At 70.0% G+C, this 14,174-nt stretch carries 13 protein-coding genes; 2 read left to right on the top strand and 11 right to left on the bottom strand.

All coding sequences use genetic code 11. The features are described from left to right. Nucleotides 1–8: 8 nt before the first annotated feature. From EBE87_RS18635 to EBE87_RS18615, 5 genes are all read right to left on the bottom strand, one after another. Nucleotides 9–1,319, bottom strand: a complete 1,311-nt coding sequence (locus EBE87_RS18635; RefSeq protein WP_120637290.1) for an SLC13 family permease — start codon at nucleotides 1,317–1,319, stop codon at nucleotides 9–11. A gap of 63 nt (nucleotides 1,320–1,382) precedes the next feature. Continuing rightward, complete coding sequence (locus tag EBE87_RS18630; RefSeq protein WP_199707192.1) at nucleotides 1,383–2,138, bottom strand: SGNH/GDSL hydrolase family protein; 756 nt, start codon at nucleotides 2,136–2,138, stop codon at nucleotides 1,383–1,385. 135 nt (nucleotides 2,139–2,273) lie between these two features. Continuing rightward, nucleotides 2,274–3,857, bottom strand: coding sequence for an ABC transporter substrate-binding protein (locus EBE87_RS18625; RefSeq protein ID WP_120637292.1), 1,584 nt, complete (start codon nucleotides 3,855–3,857; stop codon nucleotides 2,274–2,276). Further along, nucleotides 3,854–5,062 (bottom strand): amidohydrolase, encoded by a 1,209-nt coding sequence (locus EBE87_RS18620; RefSeq protein ID WP_120637293.1) that lies wholly within the window; start codon nucleotides 5,060–5,062, stop codon nucleotides 3,854–3,856. The genes EBE87_RS18625 and EBE87_RS18620 overlap by 4 nt, the downstream gene beginning before the upstream one ends. Nucleotides 5,063–5,064: 2 nt before the next feature. Continuing rightward, nucleotides 5,065–6,129 (bottom strand): ornithine cyclodeaminase, encoded by a 1,065-nt coding sequence (locus tag EBE87_RS18615; protein ID WP_120637294.1) that lies wholly within the window; start codon nucleotides 6,127–6,129, stop codon nucleotides 5,065–5,067. Nucleotides 6,130–6,274: 145 nt separating this feature from the next. Here EBE87_RS18615 and EBE87_RS18610 point away from each other — a divergent pair, with 145 nt between their 5' ends. Next, on the top strand, nucleotides 6,275–6,973 hold the full coding sequence (locus tag EBE87_RS18610) for a GntR family transcriptional regulator (protein ID WP_158600829.1): 699 nt from the start codon (nucleotides 6,275–6,277) through the stop codon (nucleotides 6,971–6,973). 107 nt (nucleotides 6,974–7,080) lie between these two features. Here the strand turns inward: EBE87_RS18610 and EBE87_RS18605 are convergent, their stop codons facing one another. The 5 genes from EBE87_RS18605 to EBE87_RS18585 are packed head-to-tail and all read right to left on the bottom strand — an operon-like array spanning nucleotide 7,081 to nucleotide 11,904. Continuing rightward, nucleotides 7,081–7,986, bottom strand: a complete 906-nt coding sequence (locus tag EBE87_RS18605) for a polysaccharide deacetylase family protein (RefSeq protein WP_120637296.1) — start codon at nucleotides 7,984–7,986, stop codon at nucleotides 7,081–7,083. A gap of 32 nt (nucleotides 7,987–8,018) precedes the next feature. After that, complete coding sequence (locus EBE87_RS18600; RefSeq protein ID WP_233553101.1) at nucleotides 8,019–8,774, bottom strand: SDR family NAD(P)-dependent oxidoreductase; 756 nt, start codon at nucleotides 8,772–8,774, stop codon at nucleotides 8,019–8,021. Further along, complete coding sequence (locus EBE87_RS18595; protein WP_120637297.1) at nucleotides 8,771–9,778, bottom strand: ketopantoate reductase family protein; 1,008 nt, start codon at nucleotides 9,776–9,778, stop codon at nucleotides 8,771–8,773. The genes EBE87_RS18600 and EBE87_RS18595 overlap by 4 nt, the downstream gene beginning before the upstream one ends. A gap of 13 nt (nucleotides 9,779–9,791) precedes the next feature. Continuing rightward, nucleotides 9,792–11,102, bottom strand: a complete 1,311-nt coding sequence (locus tag EBE87_RS18590) for an MFS transporter (RefSeq protein WP_120637298.1) — start codon at nucleotides 11,100–11,102, stop codon at nucleotides 9,792–9,794. Between the two features lie 34 nt (nucleotides 11,103–11,136). Further along, entirely contained in the window at nucleotides 11,137–11,904 is a 768-nt protein-coding gene (locus tag EBE87_RS18585) for an IclR family transcriptional regulator (protein WP_120637299.1), read from the bottom strand. 275 nt (nucleotides 11,905–12,179) lie between these two features. Between EBE87_RS18585 and EBE87_RS18580 the strand changes: the two genes are divergently transcribed. After that, the gene (locus tag EBE87_RS18580; RefSeq protein ID WP_120637300.1) at nucleotides 12,180–13,130 is read left to right on the top strand and encodes a tripartite tricarboxylate transporter substrate binding protein; all 951 of its coding nucleotides are present in this window, start codon (nucleotides 12,180–12,182) and stop codon (nucleotides 13,128–13,130) included. Nucleotides 13,131–13,195: 65 nt separating this feature from the next. Here the strand turns inward: EBE87_RS18580 and EBE87_RS18575 are convergent, their stop codons facing one another. Beyond that, on the bottom strand, nucleotides 13,196–14,104 hold the full coding sequence (locus EBE87_RS18575) for an acetamidase/formamidase family protein (RefSeq protein WP_120637301.1): 909 nt from the start codon (nucleotides 14,102–14,104) through the stop codon (nucleotides 13,196–13,198). Between the last annotated feature and the right edge of the window lie 70 nt (nucleotides 14,105–14,174).

Raw genomic sequence — 14,174 nt, 5'->3', positions numbered from 1 at the left:
GCCGGCGGTCAGGAGATCCACCCGAGGAGCCTGAACCAGGCATAGTCCAGCGGCACCAGCAGGGCGAGCGTCACCACCGCTAGGAGCAGGCAGAGCCGGAGCCCGTCCCGCGCCGGCACCTTGCCCATGCCCATGGCCACGACGATCGGGGAGGCCTGGTAGGGCAGCAGCGGCGTGGCATAGCCGATCACCTGCACCATCAGCACCGTCAGCAGCGGCAGGCCGGTTCCCTCGGCCAGGCCCTGGGCGAGGGGGGTGAAGAGGGCCGGGACGCCATTGGCCGTGACAACGAAGTTCAGCAGCACGGTCAGGGCCGCCAGGGTGGCGAAGCCGAGGCCGGGGCGGGCGGGGTCGAGCGGCAGCAGGGGCAGCAGCGCATCCCCGATCATGGCCCCCAGGCCGGAATGCACCACCACCGCGGTGACGCCCAGGATGCCGGCGACATAAATGCAGGTGCGGATATTCGCCCCGGCCGCGAATTCATCGCCGCTGAGAAAGCCGACGCGTGGCAGCAGGCAGAAGCAGGCGGCGCCGAGGCCCACCCAGGCCGGCTGGATGCCGTGCCAGGCATCCGTGGTCCAGAGCAGCAGCGTGGTGGCGAGCAGCAGGCCCATGCGGCGCTCGGCGGCGCTGAGCGGCCCGGGGGCCTCCGCCACGATGTCCTTGCGGGGCGTGGCCGGGAACAGGGCGCTGATGCACCCGGTCAGCACCGCGCCCTTCAGCAGGCCCAGCACCGGGGCGTGCAGCAGCAGGTAGGAGAGGTAGGTGAAATGCGCCCCATAGGCCCGCTCCGCCGCGCCGGCCATGATCAGGTTGGGCACATTCGCCGGCAGGATGCTGGCGGAAAGCTGGAAGGTGCCGAAGCCCACCGCGAGCGCGAGGCCGATGCGCCCCCGGCCGCCCTCAGCCAGCCCGGCACGATCCGCGAGCGCCATGACGACCGGCATCAGCAGCGTGATCCGCCCCATGTTGGAGGGCATGGCGAAGGCCAGCGCATAGGTCAGCAGCACGACGCCGCCCACCATGCGCGGCCAGGAGCCGGAAAGATGCGCCGCCAGGAGCCGGGCGGCGCGGTCGGCCAGCCCCACCTTCCGGATCGCCACGCCGAGCACGAAGCCGCTGAGCACCAGCCAGAAGGCCGATGACAGGAAGCCGGAGAACACCACCTCGGCCGGGGCGATGCCCAGGATCATCGCGATGGCGAAGAACAACAGGGCCGTCAGATACTCGGGCAGCCGGGATGCGGCCCAAAGCCCGATCGTGCCGGCTGTCAGCAGGCCAGGCAGCAGCAACCCGCCCCAGGCAGCAGATGATCCCATGTGAAGCCCTTCATCCTCTGTTGAGGCCAAAGGACCATGGCGGGAGGCGGAGAGGAAGAGCGGCTACCTCGGGCCGCCGGTATCGACGGTGCTGCCGCGCGGCGCCGGCTCTCCCGTCACGAAGCGCGCGATGGCCGCCGCGATCTTCCGACCGCCTTGCACCGAAGGCTCGATCGGATTGGCGAAATCGCCATCCTGGTCGCAGATCAGCCGAAGGTCGATCAGCGGCAGGCCCAGCCGGAACGCTTCCCGGATGATCACGTCGTTGAACAGCGCCAGGCCCGTCACCGCCAGGTTCCGCTGCTGCTGGTCCGGGAAGCGCGGGTCATAGATGGTGCAGAGCGCCACCGGCAGGCGGCGGGCCGATACGGCTTGCAGCATCATCCTGTAGTCCTGGCGGAAGGCCTGCTGCATCTCCGCCAGCCGCTGCACGGCCTCCGCCACGCTTCGCGCCGGCTGGGCCAGCAGGCCTTCCTGCCGCAGCGCGTCGTTGCCGCCGGCGCTGACCACCAGATGCGTCGCCGCACCGGGGGCCTGCTCCAACTGGCGCGCGACACCGCTCACCACAGCCCCGTCCCGCGCCGCCAGCCCGGCCTGCCATCCCTGCGGCAACAGCGGGCGAAGCTGGGCAATGACATCCGGTCCGCCAGCCACATAGGCGCCGTTGTCGAGGATCGAATCGCCCAGCAGGACGACATGCCCCGCCCTGCCGGCCTGGGCCTCTCCGGCGGCCTTCGCGGGGGCTGCGGCCAGGGCCGCCAGCCCGGCGCCCATCGTCACGCGGCGGGGCACCGCCGGATCCTGTGGAGCAGACATCATCAACCCTCCGCGCCGTCCGCCGAGCAGGGCGGCGGCCACGGCGCCATCATCCGCCTGGGTGTCAGATGGAAATCCTCCTCCTCCCGCCGCAAGAACCGCCCGATCACTTCATCGGGCAGTTGCCGCGGCAGAGCCTCAGGCGGGCAGCACATCCATGGCCAGCGTCATCTCATCCGCGCGGGGCATATGGCTGACGCCGCGCCGCATGGCCCAGATATTCTTCTGGATATGCAGCGGCACCCAGGCGGCATCGGCGGCGGCGATGCGTGTGGCGTCCTGGAACAGCTTCTCGCGCGCCGCATCGTCGACGGTCGCCAGCGCTTGCGTCAGCACGCGGTCGTATTCCGCGCTGGAATAGCCGACGTGGTTCACGGTGCCCCAGCCCTTTTCCATGTCGCGGGTGCCGAGCAACCCGCGCAGGCCGGCCGAGGGCTCGCCGCCCGAATTGGACCAGCCGCCCATGGTGATGCTGGCATCGCGCCGCGCGCCGCGCTGCGCCACCACGGCGAAGGGCATGGTCTCCACCTTCGTCTTGATGCCGACGCGGCTCCACATCTGCCCGATGCTCTGCGCGATCTGCGCATCGTTCACGTAGCGGTCGTTGGAAGCCAGCAGCGTGACCCCGAAGCCATTGGGCAGCCCGGCTTCCGCCAGCAGCTTGCGCGCCTTCTCCGGGTCGAAGGCGGGGAAGGGCAGGTCCGGCACATAGCCATAGGTCTCCGGCGGCATCAGCTGGCCGGTCGGCAGCGCGGCGCCGGACATGACGCGGTCCGCGATGGCGGGGCGGTTGATCGCGATGGACATCGCCTGCCGCACCCGCAGGTCCGTCATCGGGTTGCGGATGGCCTCGCCATTCGGGCCGGTGACATAGGGGGATTCGGCGCGGAAATCGGTGCGGAGATAGACGGAGCGCAGGCTGGTGATCTCCGACAGCGCGAGGCCGGCCTCGCCGCGCAGGCGCGCGATGTCGTTGGTCGGCACGGCATCGATGAAGGCGACATCGCCGGCCTGCAGCGCGGCGGTGCGGGCGCCGTCATTGGCGATGATGCGGTAGTTCACCCGCTCCCAGGCCGCCTTTCTGCCCCAGTAGGCATCGTTGCGCACCAGCTCCACCCGGTCGCCGGAACGGAAGGAAACGAGGCGGTAGGGCCCGGTGCCGATGGCGTTCTTGCCGTTGTTGAAGTCGCCCGTCGCCGGGTTCGCGCCCAGCCCGTGCCAGATGATGGCAACCTGCGACAGATCCGCCGGCAGCAGCGGATAGACGCCGGCTGTCTGGAAGCGGAGGCAATGCGGGTTCACGATCTCCACCCGCTGGATCGCCTTGGTATAGACGGCGAAGGAGCCGGGGCTGTTCACCACGGTCGGCACGCGCTCGATGGTATAGGCCACGTCCCGCGCGGTGAAAGGCTCGTTGTTGTGGAAGCGGATGCCTTCCCGCAACTGGAATTCCCAGGTTGTGTCATCCACCAGGCGCCAGGAGGTGGCGAGGCCCGGCACCAGGCGGCCCTGCGCGTCCCGGTGCACCAGGTAATCGAAGAGATGCGCCGCCAGGGCATTGTTGGGCGTGAGCGTATAGAAATGCGGGTCCACCGAGCTAGGCGGGGCGCCGACGGCGAGGTCCAGCAGGCGGCCCGCCTGCGCCCGCGCGGGGCGTGCCGCCGGCAGCAGGGCGGGCGCCAGGGCGGCGCCCAGGATCAGGCGGCGGGGAAAGCCAGTCATGCGGTGTCCTCCGGTGCGGGGGCGGGTGTCGCCTGCGGGGTGGCTTCGGCCTCGGCGGGCCCCAGGATGTCCCGTGCCGTGCGCATGAAGATGCGGGCGCCGATCGCGATCAGGTCGTCGGGGAAGTCGTAATCGGGGTTGTGCAAGCTGGGCCGGCCTTCCCCGGCGCCGAGCAGGAACATCGCGCTGGGCGCGAGCTGCCGGAAGCGGCCGAAATCCTCCGAGGCCCGCAGCGGCAGCCCCCGTGGGCCATGGGGGATGCCCTCGGCCTCGCAGGCGCGGCGCAGATGCGCCACGGCCTCCGGCGCATTCTCGCAATGGTTGAAGACATCCTGGTAGACGATCCCGACATCCAGGCCGGTATCCGCCGCCGCCTGCCGCGCCAGGGCCTCGGCCTGCCCGCGCAGGCGCTGCATCCGCGCATCGTTCAGGGTGCGCAGCGTGCACCAGACCTCGGCCTGGCCGGGGGCGATGCCGAAGCAGGGCTCGCCTAGGGCGGCATGCGTCACCGTCACCATGGCGAAGTCGGGCGCCAGCCAGTCGCCGCCGCCCAGCGCCGTCAGCTCCGGCATCAGCCGCGCCACGGCCGCCATGGGCGAAAGCCCGGTCTCGGGGGCCGAGGCATGGGCGGTGCGGCCGGACAGCACGATCCGCATGCCGGCGGAAGCGCAATTGGCCGGCCCCGCGGCCAGCGCCACGGCGCCGAAGGGCAGGCCGGGCATGTTGTGGCAGGCGAAGGCGAGGTCCGGGCGGATGGCGGCGAAGGCCGGGTCGGCGATCACGGCGGCGGCGCCGGTGCCATCCTCCTCCGCCGGCTGGAACAGCAGCACCACGCGGCCCCGCTGCGGCCGCTGCCGGCCGAAGCCGCGCGCCAGCGCCGCCAGCATGGCCATATGCCCGTCATGGCCGCAGGCATGCGCCCGGCCGTGCACGCCGGAGCGGTGCGGCGCCTCCGAGAGTTCCTGGATGGGCAGCCCGTCCAGCTCGGCGCGGAACATCACCGTGGGCCCTGGCGCCGCGCCTTCGAAGATTGCGGCCACGCCATGCCCGCCCAGGCCGGCCAGCACATGGTCCGCGCCGGCGGCGGCCAGCATGGCCTGCACCGCGCGGGCGGTGCCGGCCTCCTGCCCGGAGAGTTCCGGCATCCGGTGCAGGCCGCGCCGCCATTCCGCCAGTTCCACCGCATCGCGGTTGGTCAGGAACATGGTCACGCGGCGGCCCTGAGGCCGGCGCGCAGCAGCATGCCGTAAAGGTCGCGCGGGTCGTCCGGGTCGGCCAGCAGGTCCAGCTGCGCGTATTTTCCCGTGCGCAGCAACTGGTCCCGCACATAGCGCAGGGCGGAGAAATCCTCCGTCGCGAAGCCGACGCTGTCGAAGACCGTCACTTCCGCCGCATCCCGCCGGCCTTCCGCCCGCCCGGTGACCACCTGCCAGAATTCCGTGACGGGATGGTCCGGCGGAAGCTGCTGAATCTCGCCCTCGATGCGCGTCTGCGGCGTGTATTCCACGAAGATGCCCGCGCGCAGCAGGATGTCGCTGTGCAGCTCCGTCTTGCCCGGGCAGTCGCCGCCGATGGCGTTGATGTGCACGCCGGCGCCGACGAGGTTGTCTGTCAGGATGGTGGCGAACTGCTTGTCGGCGGTGCAGGTGGTGATGATCTGCGCGCCCAGCACCGCTTCCTCGCTGCTGCCGCAGGGCACCACCGTCAGCCCGCTGCCGGACAGGTTCTGCGCCGCCTTGCGCGTCGCGGCCGGGTCGATGTCATAAAGGCGCACGGTGTCGATGCCGCAGAGGGCCTTGAAGGCCATGGCCTGGAACTCGCATTGCGCGCCATTGCCGATCATGGCCATGACACGGCTGCCGGCGGGCGCTAGGTATTTCGCGGCCAGGGCGGAGGTCGCGGCGGTGCGCAGCGCCGTCAGGATCGTCATCTCGGAGAGCAGCACGGGATAGCCGTCGCTGACCTTGGCGAGCATGCCGAAGGCGGTCACGGTCTGCCGGCCTTCCCGCGTGTTCTTCGGGTGGCCGTTGACGTATTTGAAGCCGTAGGTCTCGCCATCGCTGGTCGGCATCAGCTCGATCACGCCCTCGGCCGAATGCGCGGCGACGCGCGGCGTCTTGTCGAACAATTCCCACCGCGCGAAATCCGCCTCGATATAGCTGGCAAGTTCCGACAGCAGCCGCTCGACGCCGATGTCCAGCACGATCTCCATCATGTGCTCGACACTGACGAAGGGCACGAGGCTGAGGGGGCCGGGGGCGGCAATCGTCATGGAACAACTCCTGTGACGTGCGTGGCGTGCTGGTCCGTCTAGCGCTATCGGTGTTACTGTTAACTGTCAACAGTTACGACCGGGAGCGCGGATGAACAGGAGACGCGCGCCCGCCCGGCCCGGAGAAGGCCGTGAAGGACAACGGATGAACCTCGCCAGCACCACGCCCCTGCATTCCCCCAGCCTGACCCAGACGGTGCGCGGGCAGTTGATGCGCCTGATCGCCCAGGGCACGCTGCGGCCGGGGGCGCGGCTGAACGAGGTGCATCTGGCCGAGCGCTTCGGCATCAGCCGCGGCCCGGTGCGGGAAGCGGCGCGGGAGCTGGAAGGCGCCGGGGTGCTGGTCAGCCGGCCACGCCAGGGCTTCTACGTGGTGAACTTCACCCCCGCCGAGATCCGCGACATCTACGAGACCAAGAACTGGCTGGAAGCGGCCTTCATCGCCGACCTCGCCGCGCACCTGCCCATGGCGGCACGCCAGGCGATCCTGGCCGATATCGGCAGCATCGACACCACGGACCGCGAGGCTTTCGGCGAAACGCTGCTGCAGTTCCGCCGCCGGGTCTGCGACCAGTTGCGCAACCGCTTCCTGGCGGAACTGATGACGGCGCTCCACCGCAAGTTCTACGTCATCTCGGCCGTGGTGCCGGTGACCGATAACGCGGTGCGGGAGCAGTGGATTCTGGCGGTGCTGCGCCGCTTCTGGACGGCGATGATCGCGGGCGACGTGGATGCCGCGCGCGCCGTGATGGCCGAGGACACGGCGCATTGGCTGGCGGACCTGCCGCAGCGCTTCACAGGGGTGCCGCCATCATCCGCGCCCCTGTCGGTGGTGCGCGGCTGAGGCGGCCAACCGGCCCATATGGCGTGCCGGTAAGGGTTCGCGGTGGAGGGAGGCCCCCTTCCCGGCAGCAGGGAAGGGGGCCTCGTCAACCATGGCGGCCGCGGCGTTTACTCGGCCGCCGCGTTCTCCTTGGCGAAGGCCGCGACATCGGCATGGGTGGCGAACCACACGTCGCCCTTGGACTTCGCATGGCGGATCAGCTCGTCAAGGATCCAGATGCGCGAACGGTAGCCGATGATGTGCGGATGCGTGGTGAGCTGGAACAGGCCGCCTTCCTCATAGGCGGCGTCGAACTCGCGGCGGAAGATGTCGAACACGGCTTCCGGCGGCGTATAGGGCCGCAGCGACTGGAAGCGGTGCATCATGAAATACACCGCGTCGTCCCGCACCCATTCCACCGGCAGCTCGACGATGCCGGTGGCCTCGCCCTCCAGCAGAAGCTCGTAGCAATCCTCGTCCGCCATCAGGGACGAGTCGTAGAGTAGGCCCATCTCCCGCTCGATCCGCAGGGTGTTCGGGCTGAAGTCCCAGGACGGCGTGCGCAGCCCGACGGGACGCTTGCCGGTGATCTTCTCCAGCGTGTCGGCCGAACGCAGCATCAGGTCCCGCTCCGCCTCGTAGGGCAGCACGGAATTCAGCTCGTGAATCCAGCCATGGATGCCGATCTCGTGGCCCTCGGCGATCACCTGGCGCTGCTCCTCCTCATGCAGCAGCGCGGCGACGGCGGGCACGTAGAAGGTGGCGGGCACGTCGTGCTGCCGCAGCAGCTTGAGGATGCGCGGCACGCCGACGCGGGGGCCGTACTGCCCCCAGGCCAGGCGGCCGATGGACTTGCCGCCGTCGCGCAGTTCGTTGGTCTCATGGTCCGCGTCGAAGGAAAGGGCGAAGGCGGCGCGGGCGCCGTTCTTCCAGCGCGCCGGGCGGTAGCGCCGGCCGGCGCGAACCTGGTCCACCAGCCCGCGCCAATGCGGCTCCGGCCACTGCCAGGGTTCCTGCGATGCCTGATCGGGCATGATGCCGCCTCCTTGCGTTGACTTGCCTGCGCTCATTTTCCGCCATCCACGGACAGAATCTGCCCGTTGACGAAGCTGGCCAGATCGGAGGCCAGGAACAAGACCGCCTTGGCGATCTCCTCCGCCGTGCCAAGGCGCTTGAGCGCCACGTTCTCGACGATCTGGCGCTGCTTCTCCGGGCTGTAGGAGGCCCATTGCCGCTCCGTCGCCTCATTGGTGCGGACGAAGCCCGGCGCCACGCTGTTGACCCGGATGCCGTGCGGGCCGAACTCATGCGCCATCTGCCGCGTCAGCCCCAGCAGCGCGTGCTTGGAGGCGCAATAGGCCTGCACGCCCGTCAGCGAGGCCTGGAGGGCGGCGCCGGAGGTGATGGTGACGATGGCGCCGCGCCCGGCCGCCTTCATCGCCGGTGCCGCGGCGCGGCAGAGCGAGAAGGCGGAACCGAGGTTGATCTCGACCACGCGATCGAATTCCTCGTCCGCCACGCTTTCCAACGGCTTCATGGCCTGGCCGGCCACGCCGCCCGCGTTGCAGACCAGCACGTCGATGGGCCCGCCGGCGGCGGCCTCCACGCCACGTATCCAGGCGGCGGCGGCGGCGCGGTTGGTGAGGTCCACCCGCTGCCCGTGCATGCCCTCGGCGGCCAGCGCCTCCTGCGTTTCAGGGCGGATGTCGCAGCCATGCACGGTGGCGCCGTGGTCGCGGAACATCCGGGCGATGGCACGGCCGAAGCCGATGGCGGCGCCGCTGACCGCCACCGTCTTGCCGGTGAAGTCCAGCGCCGTCACGGCAGGATCTCCAGCAGGTTGGCGTCGGCCATCGGGCGCTTGCCGGCCTCGATCTCATGGATGCAGTTGACCAGGCCGTTCAGGGCCGGGCAGGGGATGCCGTGCCGGGCGCCCAGCGCCGCGACCGGCGCGATCTGCACATCCACCTCGGTGCGGCGCTTGCGCACCGCGAGGTCGCGCCACACGCCGGAGTGGGTCTTGGCATTGGGGCGGTTGAAGGCGACCATGGCCTCGACGCTGGCCCGCGCCTGTTCCTCGGTGGCGCCGGGGCGGAAGGCGGCGGGGTCGAAGCCGTTGAAGCCGAGCGGCGAGACGCCTTCCGCCGCCGCGACCTGCAGCACCTCGCCGGCCAGGGCGCGCCACAGCGGCAGCAGCTCCGGCCGGGCGAGGCAATCGGCGATGCCGAGCTGCCCCACCGCCTGCGCGAAGAGCAGCGAGCCATAGGCCAGCTTGCCCCAGAGATAGGCGGCGATGTCCTGGGTCAGGATGGCGTCGGGCTCGAAGAGCCTGGCTTCCTCGAGGATGTCCTTCAGGCGCTCCGTCACCTGCCCGTCCAGCTCGCCCACCACGAAGGCGGCGCGGTTGCCGTAGAGGATCTCACCCGGCGCGATCCAGTCGGCGCCGAAGTTGATGAAGGCGCCCACCGTGCGCTCGGCGCCGACGACGCCGGCGATGATGGATTCACAAAGGCCGTTCTGCAGCGAAACGACATGGCCGTCCGGCGCCAGGTGCGGCGCCAGGGCGCGCGCCGCTTCCTCGGTGTGGTGCGCCTTCACTGCCAGGTAGACGCGCTTCCACTGGCCCTTCAGCTCCTGCGGCAGGAAGGCGGGGGCGGCGACGGTCATGGGGTCCACCGGGCCGGTGATGCGCAGGCCCTCGCGGATCGCCGCCACATGCTCCGGCACCACATCGACGAAGGTGACGTCGCGCCCGGCGCGGGCCAGCGCGGCCCCGAAGGTGCCGCCGATGGCGCCGGCGCCCCAGATGAGAACAGGTTCGCTCATGGTCTCGGTTTCCTCAGCGCAGCTTTTCATGGGCGGTTTCGCGGAAGCCCCAGATCACCAGCCCGGACACGACGCCCGAGAAGATCAGGTAGTAGGTGGGGGCGATCGACGACCCGGTGTTGGAGATCAGCCAGGTGGCGATGAAGGGCGCGAAGCCGCCGAAGATGGCGACGGCCACACTGTAGCCGGTGGACATCAGCGTGGTGCGCGAATGGGTGGGGAAGAGTTCCGACAGGGCGGAGGGCCCGGCGCCGGAGAAGGCGGCGATGAACAGGTTGAAGACGATCTGGATGGCCACGATCGTCGCCAGCGAGGGCGAGGACAGGATCACGCTGAACAGCGGGTAGGGCAGGATGGCGAAGGCGGCACAGCAGGCCAGCAGCAGCGGCTTGCGCCCGATGCGGTCCGACCACCAGCCGAAGAAGGGCGTGGCCACCACCAGCACCACCAGGGCGATGGAATTGCCCCAGAGCGCCTGGGACTGCGTCAGGCCGGCTTCCTTGGTCAGGAAGGTCGGCATGTAGCTGAGCATGATGTAGTAGGAGACGGTCCAGACCACGGTGAAGCCGAAGGCCTTGCCGAGCAGCACCAGCGGGCTGCCGAGGTCATGCGGCTCGCGGGCCTTCTGCGGCGCCTGCTGCGCTTCCACGAAGGCCGGCGTTTCCTTCAGGTTCCGCCGCATGTAGATGCCGACCGGCAGCAGGATGCCGCCCAGCAGGAAGGGCACGCGCCAGGCCCAGTCCCGCATCTCGTCCGGCGTGAAGATGCCGGCGACGATGGCGACGACGACGCTGCTGAGCAGGTTGGAGGCGGCGATGGAGGCCTGGCCGATGCCGCCGAAGAGGCCGCGCCGGCCCTCGGGCGCGGATTCCACGATGAAGGCGGTGGCCCCGCCCCATTCGCCGCCCGCGGCCAGCCCCTGGATCAGCCGCATCAGCACCAGCAGCACCGGCGCCAGCAGGCCAACCGTCTCGTAGGTCGGCAGCAGGCCGATGCCCACGGTGCCGAGTGCCATGCCGAAGATGGTGATCAGCAGCGCGGCCTTGCGCCCCTTCCTGTCGCCGAGGCGGCCGATGACGATGCCGCCCAGCGGCCGCGCCAGGAAGCCGACGCCGAAGGCGGCGAAGGTGGCCAGCAGGCCCGCCGTCTCATTGTCGCTGGGGAAGAACTTGTGGCCGATGGTGGTGGCCAGATAGGCATAGACGACGAAGTCGTAGTATTCGAGCACATTGCCGATGCAGGCGGCGGCCAGTTGCTTGCGGCGCTCGGCGATGGAGAGCTTGCCTCCCTCCGGCGCGGCCGCGGCGGTGGTGCCATGTGCCATATGGTGTCTCCTGGGTTCCGGGTTGCGGCGGGTGTCAGCCGGAAGCGGGCGAGCCCAGCGCCTGGGTCAGGCGCTGCCCCGCGGCGCGCAGCCGGGCGGTGAGGTGGTCGCGCTTGGCGAGGAAGCGCTGGGTGACGCAGCCGACATCAAGGGCCGCGGCGATGCCGCCCCCGGGCAGGAAGACCGGCACGGCGACGCCGGTGCCGCCCAGGACCCATTCTTCCTCGACAATGGCGATCTTCTCCTCGCGGACGCGCGCGACGATGCGGCGCAGGGTGGCGAGGTCGGTGACGGTGCTGGGCGTCTGCTGGGTCCGGGGCACGGCGCCGAGCATCGCCTCGGCCTCATCGGGCGGGGCGAAGGCCATCAGCACGCGCCCCATGGCGGTGCAGTAGAAGGGCGAGCGGGTCGCGATGTCGAAGTCGTAGCGCAGCATCTGCTGCGACACGACCTTGCAGAGCGAGCGCACCCCGTCGCTCTCGGCCAGGCCGAGCAGCACGGTCTCGCCCACCTCCTCGCAGAGCTGCTCCATGATGGGCCTGGCATGGGCCAGCAGCCGGGCCTGGTGCTGCCCGCCCCAGCCGAAGCCGTGTTGGCGGAACAATTCGTTCAGGGCATAGCGGTCGGCGGTGTCGCGCGTGACATAGCCGCGCGCGGTGAGGGTACGCAGCAGCATGAGCGTGCTGCTCTTCGGCAGGGCGAGCGCCGTGGCCAGCTCGCTCAGCGAAGCGCCTTCGCCCCGGCTGGCCAGATGTTCCAGCAGGTCCAGGACCCGTGCGGCGGAACGCACCGTGTCGTTCAAGATGTTGAACTGCGTTCAATCATTCGAACAACGCTATGAAACGTGGCCTCCCCCTGTCAATAGGAACCGCCCTGGCACTGCGCTTCCGCCTATTCCCACCTGCTAAACTGCAATAGCATTCCGATGGTGCGTAGATGCTCGGCCCGCTGGTGTTCGGCGATGTCCGCGCCCCATGCGCTGCGCTCGCTGGCCGTGGCTTTCCCGGAAGAGGCCCGACCGCCCGGACCAGGAAAAGCGCTGCCCTGAGCAGCAACGAAGACCAAGGGAGAAAACCGATGTCCATCACCCGCCGCCTGACGCTGGCTGCGCCGGCGCTCCTGCTCGCCCGCGCCGCCGCCGCGCAGCCTGCCTGGCCGACCCGTCCGGTGCGCGTCATCGTGCCATTCACGCCCGGCGGCGCTGCGGATATCGCGGCCCGGCTGCTGGCGGAAAAACTCACCCCCGTCTGGGGCCAGCCCGTGGTGGTGGAGAACCGGGCGGGCGGCAATGGCATCATCGGCACCGACCTCGTCGCCAAGGCGGCGGCGGATGGCCATACCCTGGCCTGCACCTCCATCGTGCACGCGGTGAACGCGCCGCTGTACCGCACGCCCTACGATGTGCTGAAGGATGTTCCCGCCGTCACCATCCTGTATTCCGTGCCGCTGGTGCTGGTGACCGCGCCGGACCTGCCTGTCAGCAACCTGGGGGAACTGATCGCGCTGGCCAAACGCAGCCCCGAAAAGGCCACCTGCGTCGGGACCGGCGGGCTGTATTGCGCCATGTTCAACATGCTGGCGGGCACCGATATCGAGCAGATCCCCTATCGTGGCTCGACGGCGGCGCATCCCGACCTGATGGCGGGCCGCGTCGGCTTCATGGTGGACACCATGCCGGCCGCGCTGGGGCATGTGCAGTCCGGGAAGCTCAAGGCCCTGGCGGTGCCCAGCCCGCAGCGGATCGCCTCCCTGCCGGATGTGCCCTCGATGCCGGAAGCCGGCCTGCCGGACTTCATCGCCTCCAGTTGGGGCGCGCTGCTGGCGCCAGCAGGCGTCTCGCCAACCATCGCCCAGAAGATCGCCGATGACAGCGCCACGGCCCTGCGCGCGCCCGAGATGAGGGAGCGCCTGGCCGCCCTTGGCGCCGAGCCGGTGGGGCTGGGGCCGGATGAGGCGCAGCGCTTCGTCACCGCCGAGGTCGCGCGCTGGACCCGCATCGCTGAGAACGCGAAGATCGAGAAGCAGTAGGTGCCAGGCCACTGCAGGCCCTGGCGGCCCGCAGTGCTTCTGCCCGGAAAGGCTGTCGGGGCGTTCTACCGCTTCGTCAGCCAGCGCTTGGAGATGCGGCAGGCGACGGTGAAGGCCGGATTGAAGACATTGCCGACATCGTAGCGGACGACCTGGCCCATCAGGTGGCTGGCCGCGCGGGCATCCAGCCCGTAATCCTCGCCGAGCCACCGCATCATCTCGGTGGTCGCGTGCTGCAAGGCCTGATCCAGCGGCCGGGCATTGCCGATGGTGAAGATGTCCTCGGCCGTCTCGCCGCGCGGCCAGGTGATCCTGCGCTTCAGCACACGGAAGGTGACTTCCATCTCGAAGGAGGTCTCGATGCCGGTGCCGACGATCTCGCCATCGCCCTGGCAGGCATGGCCGTCGCCCAGATAGAAGAGCGCGCCCGGCACCGAGACCGGGAACCACGCCGTCGTCCCCGGCGCGAAGAGGCGGTAGTCCATGTTGCCGCCATTCTGCGCGCTGGTGGCTGTGGAGATCGCCTGCCCGCCCGCGGGCGCGACGCCGAAGCAGCCGATCATGGGCTGGAGCGGCGGCGCGAAGGTCTCCAGGCCCGGGGCCGCTTCCTGCAGCCGCACGGTGCCGGCCTGGTTGTCGATCTCCCAGACCGCGCGCTGCTGCGGCGGCCGCTCGGCGACGGCGGCCGGGTCCAGCACGGTGAGGGCGAGGGGGGAATAGGTCCAACCGGTTGCGCGGCTCGGGGTCAGCCGGTCGATCCGGACGGCCAGCGTGTCCCCGGGCTCCGCGCCTTCAATGAAGAAGGGCCCCGTCATCGGGTTCGGCCGGCTGGCGACGGCTGTCTCGCTGGCATCCAGGCCGGAGGCATCGATCGTGTCGGTCACCACCGTGTCGCCATCGGCGATTCGCAGGCATGGCTCGGCGGTGCCGATCACGTTGAAATAGCGGGTGGGGCGGAAGCGGTGCGTGGCCATGGGCCCTCCGGGAAACCTCTTTGATGCCAGGTGTGCCGTCTGCTCGGCCTACGCCACAGCTGCGTCCGGC

Source organism: Teichococcus wenyumeiae (assembly GCF_003696345.1).
Taxonomy (GTDB): Bacteria; Pseudomonadota; Alphaproteobacteria; order Acetobacterales; family Acetobacteraceae; genus Pseudoroseomonas; species Pseudoroseomonas wenyumeiae.
This window is presented reverse-complemented; position numbering and strand designations above follow the sequence as displayed.